Genomic DNA, 16,948 nt, shown 5'->3' on the forward strand with positions numbered 1-16,948 from the left:
TATGACTGAAACTCCGAGGTGTCTGCATCGCAGGCAAGCCAGCTCCCACACAAGCCAGCTCCCACATTGACCGGGTCTGCTTCAGAACTTCAGGGTAGCGGCTGTAGGCGTCGCTTCAACACCTTGCTGACCGCTCGGGCCGATCAGTTGTACCTGAATTTTCTGGGTGGCGGGGAAGGTCTTGAACACCTGGGTCAGGTCGAGGTTGCTCAACGCGGTCGGCGTGGCGCAGGTGAATTGGTAGTGGGCGTGGATTTCGCTGTGGTCGTGATGATGCTCGCCACCTTTAGCGTCGTGATCGTGGTCGTCATCATCGTCGTGATCGGCTTCGGGCTTGTCGCCGAACAGCGGGCTGTTGAGTTCCTGGCTGCTGACCACGCAACCCGCGCCTTTGGGCAGGTTGAACAGGGCCAGCGGGTTCTCCAGCTGTTTGCGCACAGCGGCGACCTTGGCTTTATCGGCGGCGGTGGTGGCGACGTGTTCAAAACCCACCAGATTCATCGCCGGGCTGTCCAGCTCAAGCTCCAGGGCCTGGCCGTCCAGCACCGCGTTGAGGCGACCCACACCATGTTCATGGGCGCCGAGGCTGCCGTGTTCGTGGTCGTGCTCTTCGTGAGCATGGGCAACCGCCAGTGGCAGCAGGGCAAACGGCAAAGCAAGCAACAGACGGCGCATGGGGCGGCTCCAGGACATGAAAGTTTTGTTATGTGATCTTATAACAATAGTCGCGAGAGTTTGACCGCCTGCTTGGCGTTGCGCAAGCCGCATGGGAGCATGCCGGTCAGAAAAGTGCAGGAGTACGGACGATGTTGCGAATTCGAGGAACCGTCGGCGACCTGCCGGTGGATTTGACCCTGGAGCTGGACGACGGCGATTGGGCACGCCTGGGCGCGCAATTGCAGGCAGCCCCGGTGCCAAGCGCACCGGCAGCGGCGCCGGTCAAGCAGGATGAAGATCAGTGGCAGAACGCCCAGGATCTATTGCGCAAAGCCGGGCAGCTCAACGGCCTGGAATTGCTCGATCAATTGGAAGGTTTGGCCGGCGATGCCTCGGCGGGCAAGCGCCTGCTGGTGCGCCTGCGCCATAGCGCCAAGGTCAAGGTCGCCAGCGGCGGGGATACGCCGCTGTACAGCTGGATCGGTGATTAGTACAGCGCCGCGAACAACTTGCGACGGTACACCGTGACCAGTGGGTGATCGTTGCCCAGCAGTTCGAACACCTGCAGCAAGGTCTTGTGCGGCAAGCCTTCGCTGTAGCTGCGGTTGCGGATAAACAACTTGAGCAAGCCTTCCAGCGCTGCGTCGTACTGCTGGCGCGCCAGTTGCTGGATGCTCAATTGATAGGCCGCTTCATCGTCCTGCGGGTTTTGCGCCAGGCGGGTTTTCAGGTCGGCGGCGTCTGGCAGGTCGGCGGCCTGGCGCAGGAAGGTGATTTGCGCCTTGGCGCCGGCGAGGGCGGCTTTGTGCTCGTCGCTTTTCACGGCGTCGAGTACGGTCTGGGCTTCACCCAATTCGCCGCGCTCGGCCAGGCAGCGTGCATACAGGATCAGCGCGGCGGCGTTGGTGTTGTCCTCGCCCAGCAGCGTCACCAGCACGGCCTCGGCATCGCTGATACGGCCTTCGGCAAACAACGCCTGGGCCTGCTCCAACGGATTAGCGGCTGCCGGTGGTGGCATCTGCACATGGGGCTCCAGCATCGCCCGCACCGCCGACTCCGGCTGCGCCCCGGCAAAGCCGTCCACCGGCTGGCCGTCCTTGAACAGCACCACCGTTGGCAGGCTGCGAATGCCAAAGCGCGCAACGATGTCCTGCTCGGCCTCGCAATCAACCTTGGCCAACAGCAACTCGCCCTGATAACTCTCGGCAATCTGCGCCAGCAGCGGCATCAACGCCTTGCACGGCGCACACCACTCGGCCCAGAAATCCACCAGCACGGGCTTGTGGAACGAATTCTCGATGACGGCTTGGTCGAACGTGGCGGTGGTGGCATCGAAGATGTACGGCGTGGGCTCACTCATGGGGCGTCTCGAAGAAAGCGGGAATGGGGCAACTATAAGGGCTGGCGCTGGCGGCTGAAAGCGCGGCGGGTTCAAGATCGCTATCGCGGGCAAGCCCGTTCCCATAGGGGAATGCATTTCAACAGGACAATGCAGCCCGAATGTGGGAGCGGGCTTGCCCGCGATGGCCTCAAGAACGCCGCGAGTGGTACAGGCTCACCTTGCGAAACTCCCAAGGCTCGGCCAGGTCCGGCAGCGTCAACGCATCAAGGATCTCCAGCCGCTGATAATCCGCATGCTGAAAGTCGCGCACCCGCGAATCCGCCACCAACGCTTCACGACCACGGGTAAGGAAGTGATCCAGCAACGGCAGGTTGGCGCGGTCGTAGAGGACGTCGGCCACCAGGATCAGGTCGAAGCGGTCGGCTTCGGCGAAGAAATCCGCCGAATAACCCAGCGTCACACCGTTGAGTTCGGCATTCGCCCGGCACGCCGCCAGCGCCAGCGGATCCAGATCACAAGCCACGACTTCCAGCGCCCCGGCTTTGACGGCCGCAATCGCGGCCACGCCGGAACCGGCGCCAAAATCCAGCACGCGCTTGCCGGCAACCCACTCGGGGTTCGCCGCGAGGTAGCGCGCCAGCGCCAGGCCGCTGGCCCAGCAGAAGCTCCAGTAGGGCGGTTCATGCAGGATGCGCCGGGTTTCTTCGGGGCTGAAAGCGCGGTCCATGTTGTCCGCATCCAGCAGCCATAACGACAACGCGGTGTCCGGCAGTGGGCAGGGCACCAGTTGCGCGTCGCCTATCAGTTCGCTCAACGCCTCTTGCAGGGCCAGCGGTGGGGTCATGGTGCCTTGACGAGTTGCAGGGGGCCGGTGGTCTGGGTGATCGCCTGGGTGATGCGCACGGCGGGCAGGTGCAGGATCAACTGGCCCGACTGGCTGGCGCGGCCGCGCACTTCAACACGCGCACCGGCCGGGAAGGCCTCGGGGTTGAAGCGCAGGCGGAAGGCCAGGGGCTTGCCGTTGCCGGTCAGCACGCTGCTGGCGAGCAATTGTTGCGGGCGCGAGCGCTCGTCGATCACCAGCAAGGCCATCTCGACTTCGGCGCCGGCGGGCACGTTGGTCAGGCTGCCGTTGATTTCGCGCTGATAGGCCGGCAGTGGGCCGAGGTCTTCAATACCCGGGACTTTTTTCTCTTGCGCAGGCACCGGCTGGGGCGTGGACGGTTTAGGGGCTTCGCTGCTGCAGGCGACCAGGAAACTGAACACGGTGAGCAAGACAAGTGGTCGTAACTGCATGTACGGCTCCAGAAAGGGCAAAATCCGTGGCTTTAAAATCAAGAAACATAATAGCCAGTCTATATACCGTAAAGGCTATGGCTTGTCTTGCCACGGGGATGCGCTACCATGGCCCTCCCTTTTTTTGTTGCCTGCCACCATGCACTGTCCCTTCTGCGGTGCCAACGACACCAAGGTCATTGACTCACGTCTGGTCGCCGAGGGCGATCAAGTGCGTCGCCGGCGCGAATGCCTGGCCTGCGGTGAGCGTTTCACCACCTTCGAAACCGCCGAACTGGTATTGCCGCGCCTGATCAAGTCCGACGGCAGCCGCCAGCCTTTCGACGAAGACAAACTGCGCGCCGGTATGCAGCGCGCCCTGGAAAAACGCCCGGTGAGTGTCGAGCGCCTGGAAGCCGCGCTGGTGCATATCAAGCACAAGCTACGGGCGACCGGCGAGCGCGAGGTCAAGAGCCTGGTGGTTGGAGAACTGGTGATGGGCGAGCTGCAAAAGCTCGACGAAGTCGCCTATATCCGTTTCGCCTCGGTGTATCGACGCTTCCAGGACCTCAATGAGTTCCGCGAAGAAATCGACCGCCTGGCCCGTGAGCCTGCCAAACAATGACCCCTCCGTCTGCCGAACAAGCTGTCCTCGACGCTCACTACATGGCCCGCGCCCTCGAATTGGCGCGCAAGGGCCTGTACACCACCCATCCCAACCCTCGGGTCGGCTGCGTGATCGTGCGCGATGGGCAGGTTGTCGGCGAAGGTTGGCATGAGCGCACCGGCGAGCCCCACGCCGAGCCCAACGCCCTGCGCGCCGCCGGTGACAAGGCCCGTGGCGCCACGGTGTACGTGACCCTCGAACCCTGCAGCCACCACGGCCGCACGCCGCCCTGCGCCGATGCGCTGGTGAGTGCCGGCGTGGCGCGCGTGGTGGCCGGCATGCAGGACCCCAACCCGGAAGTGGCGGGGCGCGGTATGCAGCGTCTGGCCCAGGCCGGGATCGAAACCCGCAGCGGCGTGCTGGAAAGCGAAGCGCGCGCGTTGAACCCCGGTTTCCTTAAACGCATGGAACACGGCCTGCCGTTTGTGCGGGTCAAGCTGGCGATGAGCCTGGACGGCCGCACCGCGATGGCCAGCGGCGAGAGCCAATGGATCACCGGCCCCGCCGCCCGCGCCGCCGTGCAGCGCCTGCGTGCCGAGGCCAGCGTGGTGCTGACCGGCGCCGACACGGTGCTGGCCGATGGTGCGCGCCTGACCGTACGCGCCGCCGAGCTGGGCCTGGACCCGGAAACCACCGCGCTCGCCATGTCGCGCCCGCCGTTGCGCGTGCTGATCGACGGTCGCCTGCGGGTGCCGCTCAACGCACCGTTCTTCAAGGCCGGCCCGGCATTGGTCATCACCTGCGTGACCGCGGAAAACCAGTTCCCCCGTGGCCCCGAATGCCTGGTGGTGCCGGGCGTCGAGGGCCAGGTCGACCTGCGTTCGGCGCTGGTCGCCCTGGCGGCCCGTGGCGTCAACGAAGTGTTGGTGGAAGCCGGGCCAAGCCTGGCGGGTGCCTTTGCCCAGCAAGGCCTGGTGGATGAGTACGTGATTTTCATCGCCGGCAAGTTCCTCGGCTCTGCCGCCCGGCCTTTGCTGGACTGGCCGCTTGAGAAACTGGCAGACGCCCCCCAACTCAAGATCACTGAAATGCGCGCTGTGGGCGATGACTGGCGAGTCACTGCCATCCCTGTTCCTGCAGCGAGCGTATAATTTTCTGCCTGCGCCCAGCGCGGTAACGTTTTCCAGGAGAAGGCCATGTTCACCGGCATCATCGAATCCATCGGCAGCATCCGTGCAATGACCCCAAAAGGCGGCGACGTACGCCTGTCGGTTGAAACCGGCAAGCTGGACCTCGGCGACGTCAAACTGGGCGACAGCATCGCCATCAACGGTGTGTGCCTGACCGTCATCGAGTTGCCAGGCAACGGTTTTGCCGCCGATGTCAGCCGGGAAACCCTGGACTGCACCGCGATGAACGACCTCAAGGCCGGCAGCCCGGTGAACCTGGAAAAAGCCCTGACTCCGACCACCCGCCTGGGTGGCCACCTGGTCAGCGGCCACGTCGACGGCGTCGGCGAAGTCGTGGCCCGCAGTGAGAACGCCCGTGCAGTCGAATTCCGAATTCGTGCGCCGAAGGAACTGGCCAAGTACATCGCCCACAAAGGCTCTATCACTGTCGACGGCACCAGCCTGACCGTGAACGCCGTGAACGGCGCCGAATTCGAACTGACCATCATTCCCCACACCCTCAGCGAAACCATCATGGCGTCTTACCAGCCAGGTCGCCGGGTGAACCTGGAAGTGGACTTGCTTGCCCGTTACCTGGAGCGCCTTCTGCTTGGCGATAAGGCCGCAGAGCCAAGCCTTTCTCAAGGGCCGAGTAACATCACCGAAAGTTTTCTGGCCGCTAACGGCTACCTGAAATCCTGACCAAGGGGGTGCCGCGTGGCGCTCAATAGCATCGAAGAACTGGTTGAAGACATCCGCCAAGGCAAGATGGTCATCCTGATGGATGACGAAGACCGCGAGAACGAAGGCGACATCATCATGGCCGCCGAGGCGTGCCAGCCCGAGCACATCAACTTCATGGCCAAGCACGCCCGTGGGCTGATCTGCATGCCCATGAGCCGCGAGCGCTGCGAACTGCTCAAGCTGCCGTTGATGGCGCCGCGTAATGGTTCGGGTTTTGGCACCAAGTTCACCGTGTCCATCGAAGCCACGACGGGTGTGACCACCGGTATCTCCGCCGCTGACCGCGCGCGCACCGTGCAAGCCGCTTCCGCTAAGGACGCCAAGGCCGAAGACATCGTCAGCCCCGGCCACATCTTCCCGCTGATGGCCCAGCCCGGTGGCACCCTGGCCCGCGCCGGCCACACCGAAGCCGCCTGCGACCTGGCGCGCATGGCCGGTTTCGAGCCAAGCGGGGTGATCTGCGAAGTGATGAACGACGACGGCACCATGGCCCGTCGCCCGGAACTGGAAACCTTCGCCGCCGAACACAACCTCAAGATCGGCACCATTGCCGACCTGATCCACTACCGGATGATCCACGAACGTACCGTTCAGCGGATTGCCGAGCAGCCACTGGACAGCGAACTGGGCCAATTCAATTTGGTGACCTACCGTGATTCAGTGGAAGGCGACGTGCACATGGCCCTGACCCTGGGCACCATTTGCGCCGAAGAGCCGACCCTGGTGCGCGTGCACAACATGGACCCGCTGCGCGACCTGCTGATGGTCAAGCAGCCGGGCCGCTGGAGCCTGCGCGCCGCCATGGCTGCGGTTTCCGAGGCAGGCAGTGGCGTGGTGTTGTTGCTTGGCCACCCACTGGATGGCGATGTATTGCTGGCGCATATCCGCGAAACCGCCGACCACGCGCCGGTGAAAAAACCGACCACCTACAGCATTGTCGGTGCCGGTTCGCAGATCCTGCGTGACCTCGGCGTGCGCAAAATGCGCCTGATGAGTGCACCGATGAAATTTAATGCCATATCCGGTTTCGACCTGGAAGTAGTAGAATACGTGCCCTCCGAATAAAGGCCGGCGATTCCTGCCCCTTGTTCGCGGTTAAATCATCACTAAGGGACGCCGTTTGTGCGTCCCGGCTCTTTAAGAGATTTGTCGAATGACCCTGAAGACCATCGAAGGTACCTTCATCGCCCCCAAAGGCCGCTACGCCCTGGTAGTTGGCCGCTTCAACAGCTTCGTGGTTGAAAGCCTGGTAAGCGGTGCCGTGGACGCCCTGGTTCGCCACGGTGTGAGCGAGAGCGACATCACTATCATCCGTGCGCCTGGCGCCTTCGAAATTCCACTGGTTGCGCAAAAAGTTGCGCAGCAGGGTGAATACGCTGCGATCATCGCCCTGGGCGCGGTCATTCGTGGCGGTACTCCGCACTTCGAATACGTGGCTGGCGAATGCACCAAGGGCCTGGCCCAGGTGTCCATGGAGTTCGGCGTGCCGGTTGCGTTCGGCGTGCTGACTGTGGACTCCATCGAACAAGCCATCGAGCGTTCCGGCACCAAGGCCGGCAACAAAGGCGCTGAAGCTGCCCTGTCCGCCCTGGAAATGGTCAGCCTGCTGTCGCAGTTGGAGGCCAAGTGATTTCCGACGAGAGCGACAACTTCAACCCGCGCGAGCCACGTCCAGCCGATGCCGGTAAGCCGTCCAAGAACGAGAAGCGTCGCGCTGCTCGCCAGTTGGCGACCCAGGCCCTGTATCAGCGCCACCTGGCCGGTACTTCGCTGAACGAAATCGAAGCGCAGTTTCGCGTCGACAACGATTTTACCTTCGCCGACCTGCCGTATTTCCACGACATCCTGCACGGTGTGCATGCGCACCTGACCGAGATCGACACGGCCCTGGCACCTTGCCTGGACCTGACCATCGAAGAGCTGGACCCGGTTGAACTGTGCGTGATGCGCCTGTCTGCCTGGGAACTGCTGTACCGCGTTGACGTGCCGTACCGCGTCGTGATCAACGAAGGCATCGAACTGGCGAAAGTCTATGGCTCGACCGACGGTCACAAGTTCGTCAACGGCGTGCTCGACAAGCTGGCCCCGCGCCTGCGTGAAGCCGAAGTGAAGGCGTACAAGCGCTAATCCGCGCTTGAATCCTTGATGGGTGAGTTCGAGCTGATCCGCAAATACTTCGCCGCCGCGCCTTGTGCGCAGGGCGGCGAAGGCATTGCCCTGGGGATCGGCGACGACTGCGCCTTGCTGGCGCTCCCCGCCGGGGAGCAGCTGGCAATCTCCACCGATACCTTGGTGGCCGGGGTGCATTTTTCCGACCCCTGCGACCCGTTCCTGCTCGGCCAGCGCTCGTTGGCCGTGGCCGTGAGCGACCTGGCCGCCATGGGCGCCCATCCCCTTGCATTCACCCTTGCCCTCACCACCCCGACGGTCGATGCCGATTGGCTGCAACGCTATGCCCAGGGTTTGAACGCCATGGCGCAAAGCTGCGGCGTGCGCCTGGTCGGCGGTGACACCACGCGCGGCCCGCTGAGCCTGACCCTGACCGTGTTTGGCCGGGTGCCCGCCGGGCAAGCGTTGACCCGCAGCGGCGCGCAGCCGGGCGATGTGTTGTGTGTGGGCGGTGAGTTGGGCAATGCCGCTGGCGCCTTGCCACTGGTCTTGGGCCAGCGCAGCGCCGAGGCGGCGATTGCCGAGCCGTTGCTGGCGCACTATTGGTCGCCGCAACCTCAGTTGGCGTTGGGGCTGGCGTTGCGGGGCAAGGCGACCTCGGCCATGGATATCTCCGACGGGTTGTTGGCCGATTGCGGGCATATCGCCAAGGCGTCGGCTGTCAGCCTGTTGATCGAACGCCAGCGGTTGCCGTTGTCCCAGGCGTTGCTGGCGTTTGTCGGTGACGACGACGCGCGTGTGGCGGCCTTGAGCGGGGGCGACGACTACGTGCTGGCGTTCACCCTGCCGCCTGGCGAACTGGCGCCGCTGCTGGCGGACGGTTGGCCGATCCATGTGATCGGCCGGGTCGAGGCGGGGCAGGGCGTGACGCTGCTGGACGGCAACGGCCAGGACATCACCCCGGTCGTGCGTGGCTATCAGCACTTTCGCGAAGCGCCGTAAGTCGGCGACCTGCGCTAATCTCTACTGGGTCTTTCCGGAGTAGGAGCTTGTCATCATGGATGTGCGCCACTGGCTGTTGATCGTGCTGTGCGCCTTCATGCCTCTGGCCTACGCCGAAGAGGCTCCCGGCAAAGTCGTGCTGGCCAGTGAAGCCTGGGACGACTACACCAACGCTGACGGCAGCGGCCTGGCCTGGGACGTGTTGCGCGAAGTGTTCGAGCCGGCCGGGATCAAGTTGCAAACCCGCACCGTGCCGTATACCCGTTCAGTCGGCCTGGCCCAACGCGGCGAGGTGGATGGCTGGGTCGGTTCCTACCGGGACGAAGCCACCGGCGTGCTCTACCCCCACTGGAATTTCGACTCCGATCACATCTACGCCCTCGGCCTGGCCGGCACGCCGACGCCAACTGCGGCCACACTGGGCAATTACCGCCTGGCCTGGGTGCGTGGCTATAAGTACGAGGAGTACTTGCGCAACGTGCGCCGCTTCAACCAGATCGAGCGTCGTGATGGCATCCTGCCGATGCTGCAACACGGTCGTGCTGACTTCTATATCGATGCATTGACCGAAGCCAAGTACGTCCTCAGCCAGTCCAGCGAGCCATCAAAGTTCCAGCTCACCCATATTGCCGAGCTGCCACTGTACATCGGCTTTGCCGATACTGAGCGGGGACGGGCGTTGATGGCGGTGTATGACCAGCGGGTCGAGGCGTTGGTAAAAAGCGGCGAACTGAAGGCGGTCTTCGAGCGCTGGAAGCAACCTTACCCGTTCTGACCTGCATAGAACCGAGTGGAAGGCCAATCGAACCTATTGATCTTTATCAACGATCATTCAGCTTAAGCGTCTGTAGGAACCTGCTGTTACAATGGCCGCCTTTGTAAAAACTGAAATCAGGAGCACACGGTGCCCGTCGTTTTCGTCGCCGCTTCCAAGCTGCCTACCCCTTTTGCCACGTTCACCATGAACGGCTTTCTTGAAGAAGCCACCGGACGCGAGCACGTCGTGCTCAGCCTCGGCGATATCGCTGACGGCGCTCCGGTGCTGGGCCGCGTGCACTCCGAGTGCCTGACCGGTGACGCCCTGTTCAGCCAGCGTTGCGACTGCGGTTCGCAACTTGAAGCGGCGATGCGCGCCATTGCCCGTGAAGGCCGTGGTGTGCTGCTGTACTTGCGTCAGGAAGGCCGTGGCATTGGCCTGATGAACAAGATCCGCGCCTACGAGTTGCAAGATGGCGGCGCCGATACCGTCGAGGCCAATGAGCGCCTGGGTTTTGCCGCCGACCAGCGTGACTACGCGATCTGCCTGCCGATGCTCGAACACCTGGGGGTCAAATCCCTGCGCCTGATGACCAACAACCCGCGCAAGGTCAAAGCCTTGACCGAGATGGGCATCACCGTCGCCGAGCGCGTGCCGCTGCACACCGGGCACAACCCGCACAACAAACTCTACCTGGCCACCAAGGCCAGCAAGCTCGACCACATGATGGGCAACGAGCATCAGGGCGAGGTTGACCGCGCGTGACCCGTGGCCAGGTGAAACGGCGACTGTCCTTCAACTGGTGGCAGTACCTGGCCCTGGCGCTGCTGCCCTTGTTTGTGATCAACCTGGTGTTCGGCCAAGCCGAATCCTTGCTGCCCGTGCTGGCCATGCCGTTCTTTATCGCCGGCGTGGCCTCGATGTTTCTCAGCCTGCGTTATTTCCATGGCTATAAACACGCACTGATCGCCACCTCGAAAGCCCTCGACACCCCTGAAGAGCCTGGCGCCTGGATCACCCTCGCAGCCCGTCGGCGTACCGCATTGCTGATTGCCGCCGTGCCCGCCTGGATCGGTGCGCTGGCGGTATTTGTCGGTCTGGAGGCGGTGCCTTTGTTTCTTTTGGCGCTCTCGACCCTGGTGCTGTTTTACCTCTATCGCATCCCCCGTCAACTGGGATGAGGCGTCACCTGCTGGCGCTCCTGCTGCTGGTAGGCAGCGTCCAGGCGCTGGCGGCCGAACGCGTGGTCAGCCTGGCGCCATCCCTGTCTGAAATCGTGGTTGAACTGGGCGCCGCCGACTTGCTGGTGGGCGTGCTCGATGGCGGCGAACGCCCCGCAGCCCTGGCGACGCTGCCGTCGGTCGGTCACTACGGCCAGTTGAACATCGAGCGCCTGCTCAGCCTCAAGCCCGACCTGATCCTGCTCTGGCCCGGCAGCGTCGGCCCGGCTCAGCGGGAGCAATTGCAGCGCTTGAACATCCCCGTCTACGTGGCCGAACCCCAGAGCCTTGAACAGCTCGCCAGCCAGGTCCAATCCATCGCGGACCGGTTGGGCCGTGCCGATGCGGGTCGCCAACTGGCCGCGCAGTTGCGCCAGCGCTTGGCCGAGTTACGTCAGCGGTATCAGCGTGCCGAGCCATTGCGGGTGTTTTACCAGGTATGGAACCAACCGCTTTACACCGTGGGTGGCGGGCAGATCATCAGCGATGCGCTAAGCGTTTGCGGCGCACGTAATGTGTTTGATGACCTCACATTGCCCGCGCCGCAGGTGAGCATCGAGTCGGTGCTGCAGCGTGATCCGGAGATGATTCTGGTGGGGGATCAGGCGCAGAAGGATGCCTGGCGTGTCTGGCCAAACATGGCTGTGCGCGTGCGGTTGGTGCCGGATAAAGGGCTGGAGCGGCCCAGTGGGCAGATGGTGGAGGCGGTGGCGAGGTTGTGTCAGGTGATATCGCCTAAACTGTGAGACCGCTATCGCAGGCAAGCCAGCTCCCACAGTTGACCGAGTACCGTTCAAACAACTCGGTCAACTGTGGGAGCTGGCTTGCCTGCGATGGCGCCGGTACAGCCAACTCAGATCTCAGGTGTCCAGGTCACCCCAACCATCCACACCCGGCCTTCTTCCCGATAAGCCTGATTGTTCTTGAAGTCCACATCGTCATAGCTATACATCGCCCGCGCGAACGACTTGTCCAGCAAGTTATCGACCTTCAGCGACAACGCCACTTCCCGATTCAACGCCCAACTGCTGCGCAACCCCAGCAGCGCATAACCGCCCAGGCGCTGTGTATTGTCCTGCGCGTCATAGCTGCCGCTGATTGCCTGCCAACTGGCGCCCACGCCCAGCCGGTCGAACTGCCGGTCAAGGTCCAGGCTCAACGTACGACGTGCCCGACGGGCCAAGGTGTGGCCACTGTCGCGGTCACGCGGGTCGATGAGCGATAGCCCAAGGTTGCCTTGCCAGCCAAACAGCTCTTGCTTGAGCGCGGCCTCAAAGCCATTGATACGTGCCGCTGCGACGTTTTGCGGCTTGCTGGCGCTGTCGAGGATGATCGCATCGCGCAGGTCGGTGCGGTACAGCGAGGCCTCCAGGCGCGTGCTGTCGCTCAATTGGCTACGCCATTGCAGCTCATAGCTCTTGGAGGTTTCGGGCCGCAGGTTGGGGTTGCTGTACTTCGTGTCCGGGTAATACAGGTCGTTGAAAGTGGGCGCGCGAAAGCCCTCGCTGTAGCTCAGCAACAGGTCGTTATCTGGGTTGAGCGGCAAGGTCAGGGTGCCACTCCAACTGTTCTGCACGCCGAATTGCTGGTTCTGGTCGCGGCGCAGGCCCAACTCCGTAGAGAACCACGCGCCGTGGAAGCGATGCTGCACAAACGCGGCGCGATTCCAGCGGCTGTTTTCGGTAAAGGTGGTGGAACCGTGGAAACGGTCTTCGTACCAATCCGTGCCGAGTATCAGGCTGTTCTGCTCGTTCAGGGTCAGGTCGTTCTGCCAGTTGACCGAGTCGCGGTAGGTGTTGAACACGCTGAACTCATCGCTGAGGGTGTCACGCTTGGTGTCGCGGTTCTCGCTGTGGCCCAGTTCGAGGCGCGATTGCCAGCGCTCACTGAGGCGCGCATCGACATAGCCGCTGGCGCTGCTCACGGTGTAGTCGGTGTAGGGTTTTTGCCCAACGCTTTGCCCGCTGGCGAAGTCATAACGGCCGAAGCTGTTGTCGTATTCGGACTTGCCACGGCTATCCAGCAGGTTGAAGCCCACCGCCAACTCATCACTGAAGGTGTGGCTGAGGTTCAAACTGATGGACTGGTTGCGATAGGCATCATGGTCGCCATCGCTGGGGAATGACGTATGGGTCGAGTTGATGCCCGCCGTTTCATCCAGGCTCGCGCCCAGGTTGAACCGCGTGCGGTCATCACCTCCGGACAGCCCGAGGCTGCGCTCCCAGGTCTGGTTGCTGCCAAAGCCCAGCTTCAAGCGCGGCTGTAGACCTTGCTCGGCATTGCGCCGGGTGAAGACCTGGATCACCCCGCCAATCGCGTCGCTGCCGTAGATCACCGAGCGTGAGCCACGCAACACTTCCACCCGTTCGATCTGATCGACATTCAGGTATTGCAGGCCGCTGTCGCCGGAGGTGGTGTTGGCGATGCGCTGGCCGTCCACCAGCACCAGGCTCTGGGCGGATTTTGTGCCGCGAATATAAACCCCCGGCAAGCTGCCACGCCCGCCGGTGGGGGCGATTTGTACGCCGGGCACGCGGCTGAGCAGATCGGTCATGCTGGTGGGTTGCAGGCGGTCGATATCGTCGCGGGTGAATACCGTGTTGGCGGCGCTGCTGTCGTTGCGCGCCTGGACCTGGCGGTTGGCGCTGATGACAACGTCGGGGAGGTTCAGGGCTTGGTCGAGGGTGTCGGCGAGCAGTTCGGGGGCGGGTAGAAACAGCAGGGCGAGGTGCAGGCGTTTCATGGTCAATCCATAACCTTTAAAAACAATGCAAAACCAATGTGGGAGCTGGCTTGCCTGCGATAGCATCACCTCGGTATGTCTGATGTACCGAGGCGCTTGCATCGCAGGCAAGCCAGCTCCCACACTTTGATCGGGTTTACAGGCCTAGTAGAGCTGTACGTTTCAGAACCGACGCTTCAATCCCAGCTTCATCCAACCCGCACTCCGCCAGCATCTGCGCCGGCTTGGCGTGTTCGACGTACACATCGGGCAAGCCCAGGTGCAGCACCGACTTGAGGATATTCTCCCGCGCCAGGAACTCGCTGACGGCCGCGCCTGCACCGCCCATGATGGCGTTTTCTTCGACCGTCACCAGCAGCTCGTGGCTGGCGGCGATGTCGCGTACGAGGGCTTCATCCAGCGGTTTGACGAAGCGCATATCGACCACAGTGGCGTCGAGCTTCTCGGCGACTTTCAGGGCTTCGGCCAGTTGCACGCCAAACACCAGGAACGCGGTCTTGCTGCCTTGGCGGCGCACGATGCCTTTGCCGATCTCGATAGGCTCCAGGTCCTTCTCGATCACCGCATTCGGGCCGTTGCCGCGCGGGTAGCGCACGGCGGCCGGGCCGTTGTACAGGTGGCCGGTGCTGAGCATCTTGCGCAGTTCGTTTTCGTCGCTCGGCGTCATCACCAGCATGCCGGGGATGCAGCGCAGGTAGGACAAGTCGAAGCTGCCGGCGTGGGTCGGGCCGTCTTCGCCCACCAGGCCTGCGCGGTCGATGGCGAACAGGACGTCGAGGTTCTGCACGGCGACGTCATGCACCAACTGGTCGTAGCCGCGTTGCAGGAAGGTGGAGTAGATCGCCACTACTGGCTTGGCGCCTTCACAGGCCATGCCAGCCGCGAACGTCACGGCGTGCTGCTCGGCAATCGCCACGTCGAAGTAACGCAGCGGGAAACGTTCGCTGAACGCCACCAGGTCGGAGCCTTCCTTCATCGCCGGGGTAATGCCCACCAGGCGCGGGTCGGCGGCGGCCATGTCGCACAGCCATTCGCCGAACACACCGGAATACTTCGGCCCGCTGGCCTTTTTCGGCGCGGCGGCGGGGGCGTCCACGGGTTCCAGCTTGGTGATGGCGTGGTAGCCAATCGGGTCGACTTCCGCCGGGGCGAAGCCTTTGCCTTTTTTGGTGACGATGTGCAGGAACTGCGGGCCCTTGAGGTCACGCATGTTGCGCAGCGTGGCGATCAGGGTGGGCAGGTCGTGGCCGTCGATCGGGCCGATGTAGTTCCAGCCCAGCTCTTCGAACAGGGTGCCGGGCACCAGCATGCCCTTGGCATATTCTTCGGTACGCCGGGCAATTTCCCACGCGCCAGGCAGACGCGAGAGCACCTTCTTGCTGCCTTCACGCATGCTGGCGTAGGTGCGGCTGGAGAGGATCTTGGCCAGGTAATTGGACAGGCCACCGACGTTGCGCGAGATCGACATGTCGTTGTCGTTGAGGATTACCAACATGTTGGCGTCCACTTCCGGCGCATGGTTCAGCGCTTCGAAGGCCATGCCGGCGGTCAGCGCGCCATCACCGATCACCGCAATCGCCTTGCGATCGCTGCCTTGCAGGCGGGCGGCAATGGCCATGCCCAGCGCGGCGCTGATGGAGGTGCTGGAGTGGCCGACGCCAAAGGTGTCGTATTCGCTCTCGGAGCGACGCGGGAAGGCGGCAATGCCGTCCTTCTGGCGCAGGCTGCCCATTTGCTCGCGGCGGCCGGTGAGGATTTTATGCGGATACGCCTGATGGCCCACGTCCCACACCAGCCGGTCGTCCGGGGTGTCGAACACGTAATGCAGGGCGATAGTCAGCTCGATGACGCCCAGGCCGGCACCGAAATGCCCACCGGTCTGGCCGACCGTGTAGAGCAATTCCAGGCGCAACTCATCGGCCAGGGTTTCCAGCTCGGCTTCACCCAGACGACGCAGGCCGGCCGGCGTGGCAGCACGGTCGAGCAGGGGCGTGGACGGGCGCTTGCGGGGAATCTCTTGAAACGTCGTGGGCATCAGGCGAATCGTTATAGGTATAAGAAGAGGCGGCAGTTTACCTCAAGCATCGCAAACTGCCCACGCAGAGCGCCGAACTTGGCTGATATGCGGCTGCAATGGCCGCCCTGATCAGTGCCGGCGTTCGACGATATACCGCGCCAGGTCGCGCAGGGGCTCGGCCGCCGCGTCGAAAGGTCGCAGGGCGGCCAGGGCCTGGTCGCGCAGTTCCAGGGCATAGTCCTTGGCGGCTTCAAGCCCGAGCAATGCCGGATACGTCGGTTTGTCTCGTGCGATGTCGGCGCCCTGGCGTTTGCCCAGGGTGGCGGTGTCACTTTCGACGTCGAGGATGTCGTCCTGCACCTGGAACGCCAGGCCGATGGCGCGGGAATACGTCTTTAGCGCTGCCAGTTGTTCAGTTTCAGCACGGCCACTGGCCAGGGCACCGAGGTGCACGGCGGCTTCGATCAGTGCACCGGTCTTGTGGCGATGCATGTATTCAAGGGCCTGTTGATCCAGCTTCTGGCCGACCGAACCCAAGTCGATGGCTTGACCGCCGACCATCCCGGCGGGGCCCGCGGCGACGGCCAGGGCGGTGACCATGCGCAAGCGGATCTCGGCGTTGACGCTGCTCAGCGTTGGGTCCAGCAGGGCGCTGAACGCCAGGCTTTGCAGGCCGTCACCGGCGAGAATCGCACAGGCTTCGTCAAAGGCTTTATGGGTGGTTGGCTGGCCGCGACGCAGATCGTCATCGTCCATGGCCGGCAAATCGTCGTGTACCAGGGAATAGGCGTGGATCAACTCCACCGCACAGGCCGCGCCATTGGCCTGCTCGGCCGGTGCGCCGAGGGCTTCGCACGCGGCATACGCCAGCAATGGGCGCACGCGCTTGCCGCCGTTCATCACGCTATAGCGCATGGCTTCGTAAAGACGCTTGAGTTCGGGGCTTGGCGCAACAAACAAGGGCTCCAGCGCCGCATTGACCCGGGCTTGGCTACTGGCCTGATACGCGTCGATCATTCCGGCTGTTCCGCATCGAAAGGTTCTTCGGCCAACTCCCCGTCACGCTCCAGCAGCACCTGGACCTTCTGCTCCGCCTGCGCCAAGGCGCTCTGGCAGTCGCGGGTCAGGCCGATGCCTTGCTCAAACGCTGTCAACGAGTCTTCCAGCGACAACTCGCCGTTCTCCAGACGCTCGACCAGGGTTTGCAGGTCGGCGAGGGATTGTTCGAAATCGAGTGCAACTTTTTTGCGGGCCATGGCGGCTATTCCGGTAGACGGTAAACCGGCGCGACACTAGCAGACATGGG

20 protein-coding genes are annotated in these 16,948 nt (G+C 63.2%); 12 read left to right on the top strand and 8 right to left on the bottom strand.

The genetic code is table 11. The annotated features are described in order from the left end of the window. Positions 1-81: 81 nt before the first annotated feature. The gene (locus tag J1G37_RS22770) at positions 82-675 is read right to left on the bottom strand and encodes a DUF2796 domain-containing protein (protein ID WP_207045480.1); all 594 of its coding nucleotides are present in this window, start codon (positions 673-675) and stop codon (positions 82-84) included. Between the two features lie 131 nt (positions 676-806). Between J1G37_RS22770 and J1G37_RS22775 the strand changes: the two genes are divergently transcribed. After that, a complete protein-coding gene (locus tag J1G37_RS22775; protein ID WP_124525093.1) occupies positions 807-1,148 on the top strand; it encodes a hypothetical protein in 342 nt (113 codons plus the stop codon). On the opposite strand, the gene trxA is transcribed toward J1G37_RS22775, so the two are convergent. The 3 genes from trxA to J1G37_RS22790 all read right to left on the bottom strand — a co-directional run bounded on the left by trxA (position 1,145) and on the right by J1G37_RS22790 (position 3,295). Further along, positions 1,145-2,017, bottom strand: a complete 873-nt coding sequence (trxA, locus tag J1G37_RS22780; RefSeq protein ID WP_207045482.1) for a thioredoxin — start codon at positions 2,015-2,017, stop codon at positions 1,145-1,147. The two genes, J1G37_RS22775 and trxA, sit on opposite strands and share 4 nt — an antisense overlap. A 169-nt stretch (positions 2,018-2,186) precedes the next feature. After that, positions 2,187-2,843 carry a 50S ribosomal protein L11 methyltransferase gene (locus J1G37_RS22785; RefSeq protein ID WP_207045484.1) on the bottom strand — a complete coding sequence of 219 codons (657 nt, stop codon included), beginning with the start codon at positions 2,841-2,843 and terminating at the stop codon, positions 2,187-2,189. Beyond that, on the bottom strand, positions 2,840-3,295 hold the full coding sequence (locus tag J1G37_RS22790) for a YbaY family lipoprotein (RefSeq protein WP_124525096.1): 456 nt from the start codon (positions 3,293-3,295) through the stop codon (positions 2,840-2,842). The genes J1G37_RS22785 and J1G37_RS22790 overlap by 4 nt, the downstream gene beginning before the upstream one ends. 139 nt (positions 3,296-3,434) lie before the next feature. On the opposite strand from J1G37_RS22790, the gene nrdR reads away from it, so the two are divergent. The 11 genes from nrdR to J1G37_RS22845 all read left to right on the top strand — a co-directional run bounded on the left by nrdR (position 3,435) and on the right by J1G37_RS22845 (position 11,628). Next, complete coding sequence (nrdR, locus tag J1G37_RS22795; RefSeq protein ID WP_017736640.1) at positions 3,435-3,899, top strand: transcriptional regulator NrdR; 465 nt, start codon at positions 3,435-3,437, stop codon at positions 3,897-3,899. Further along, positions 3,896-5,032: a bifunctional diaminohydroxyphosphoribosylaminopyrimidine deaminase/5-amino-6-(5-phosphoribosylamino)uracil reductase RibD gene (gene ribD / locus J1G37_RS22800; protein WP_207045486.1), complete on the top strand. Its 1,137-nt coding sequence runs from the start codon at positions 3,896-3,898 to the stop codon at positions 5,030-5,032. Before nrdR ends, ribD begins: the two co-directional genes overlap by 4 nt. Positions 5,033-5,077: 45 nt before the next feature. Continuing rightward, positions 5,078-5,752 (top strand): riboflavin synthase, encoded by a 675-nt coding sequence (locus tag J1G37_RS22805; protein ID WP_207045488.1) that lies wholly within the window; start codon positions 5,078-5,080, stop codon positions 5,750-5,752. 15 nt (positions 5,753-5,767) lie between these two features. Continuing rightward, positions 5,768-6,859 carry a bifunctional 3,4-dihydroxy-2-butanone-4-phosphate synthase/GTP cyclohydrolase II gene (ribBA, locus tag J1G37_RS22810; protein ID WP_207045490.1) on the top strand — a complete coding sequence of 364 codons (1,092 nt, stop codon included), beginning with the start codon at positions 5,768-5,770 and terminating at the stop codon, positions 6,857-6,859. 88 nt (positions 6,860-6,947) lie between these two features. Continuing rightward, positions 6,948-7,424, top strand: a complete 477-nt coding sequence (gene ribE, locus J1G37_RS22815; protein ID WP_003176356.1) for a 6,7-dimethyl-8-ribityllumazine synthase — start codon at positions 6,948-6,950, stop codon at positions 7,422-7,424. Continuing rightward, entirely contained in the window at positions 7,421-7,921 is a 501-nt protein-coding gene (nusB, locus tag J1G37_RS22820; RefSeq protein WP_017736636.1) for a transcription antitermination factor NusB, read from the top strand. The genes ribE and nusB overlap by 4 nt, the downstream gene beginning before the upstream one ends. Before the next feature lie 18 nt (positions 7,922-7,939). Then, positions 7,940-8,905, top strand: coding sequence for a thiamine-phosphate kinase (thiL, locus tag J1G37_RS22825; protein ID WP_207045492.1), 966 nt, complete (start codon positions 7,940-7,942; stop codon positions 8,903-8,905). A 55-nt stretch (positions 8,906-8,960) separates the two neighbouring features. Further along, positions 8,961-9,680 (top strand): transporter substrate-binding domain-containing protein, encoded by a 720-nt coding sequence (locus J1G37_RS22830; protein WP_207045494.1) that lies wholly within the window; start codon positions 8,961-8,963, stop codon positions 9,678-9,680. Positions 9,681-9,809: 129 nt separating this feature from the next. Continuing rightward, entirely contained in the window at positions 9,810-10,427 is a 618-nt protein-coding gene (gene ribA, locus J1G37_RS22835; RefSeq protein WP_016978544.1) for a GTP cyclohydrolase II, read from the top strand. Further along, positions 10,424-10,843 carry a nuclear fragile X mental retardation-interacting protein 1 gene (locus tag J1G37_RS22840; RefSeq protein ID WP_207045496.1) on the top strand — a complete coding sequence of 140 codons (420 nt, stop codon included), beginning with the start codon at positions 10,424-10,426 and terminating at the stop codon, positions 10,841-10,843. Before ribA ends, J1G37_RS22840 begins: the two co-directional genes overlap by 4 nt. Beyond that, a complete protein-coding gene (locus J1G37_RS22845) occupies positions 10,840-11,628 on the top strand; it encodes a cobalamin-binding protein (protein ID WP_207045498.1) in 789 nt (262 codons plus the stop codon). Before J1G37_RS22840 ends, J1G37_RS22845 begins: the two co-directional genes overlap by 4 nt. 107 nt (positions 11,629-11,735) lie before the next feature. Here J1G37_RS22845 and J1G37_RS22850 read toward each other — a convergent pair whose 3' ends face one another. The 4 genes from J1G37_RS22850 to J1G37_RS22865 all read right to left on the bottom strand — a co-directional run bounded on the left by J1G37_RS22850 (position 11,736) and on the right by J1G37_RS22865 (position 16,898). Beyond that, a complete protein-coding gene (locus J1G37_RS22850) occupies positions 11,736-13,625 on the bottom strand; it encodes a TonB-dependent receptor (RefSeq protein ID WP_207045500.1) in 1,890 nt (629 codons plus the stop codon). Positions 13,626-13,761: 136 nt separating this feature from the next. After that, on the bottom strand, positions 13,762-15,660 hold the full coding sequence (dxs, locus tag J1G37_RS22855; protein WP_207045502.1) for a 1-deoxy-D-xylulose-5-phosphate synthase: 1,899 nt from the start codon (positions 15,658-15,660) through the stop codon (positions 13,762-13,764). Positions 15,661-15,771: 111 nt separating this feature from the next. Further along, positions 15,772-16,659, bottom strand: a complete 888-nt coding sequence (gene ispA, locus J1G37_RS22860; protein ID WP_207045504.1) for a (2E,6E)-farnesyl diphosphate synthase — start codon at positions 16,657-16,659, stop codon at positions 15,772-15,774. Next, positions 16,656-16,898 (bottom strand): exodeoxyribonuclease VII small subunit, encoded by a 243-nt coding sequence (locus J1G37_RS22865; RefSeq protein ID WP_003176346.1) that lies wholly within the window; start codon positions 16,896-16,898, stop codon positions 16,656-16,658. Before J1G37_RS22865 ends, ispA begins: the two co-directional genes overlap by 4 nt. Positions 16,899-16,948: the final 50 nt, after the last annotated feature.

Origin of the sequence: Pseudomonas sp. Marseille-Q1929, from assembly GCF_017316265.1 — a bacterium.
Lineage (GTDB): Bacteria > Pseudomonadota > Gammaproteobacteria > Pseudomonadales > Pseudomonadaceae > Aquipseudomonas.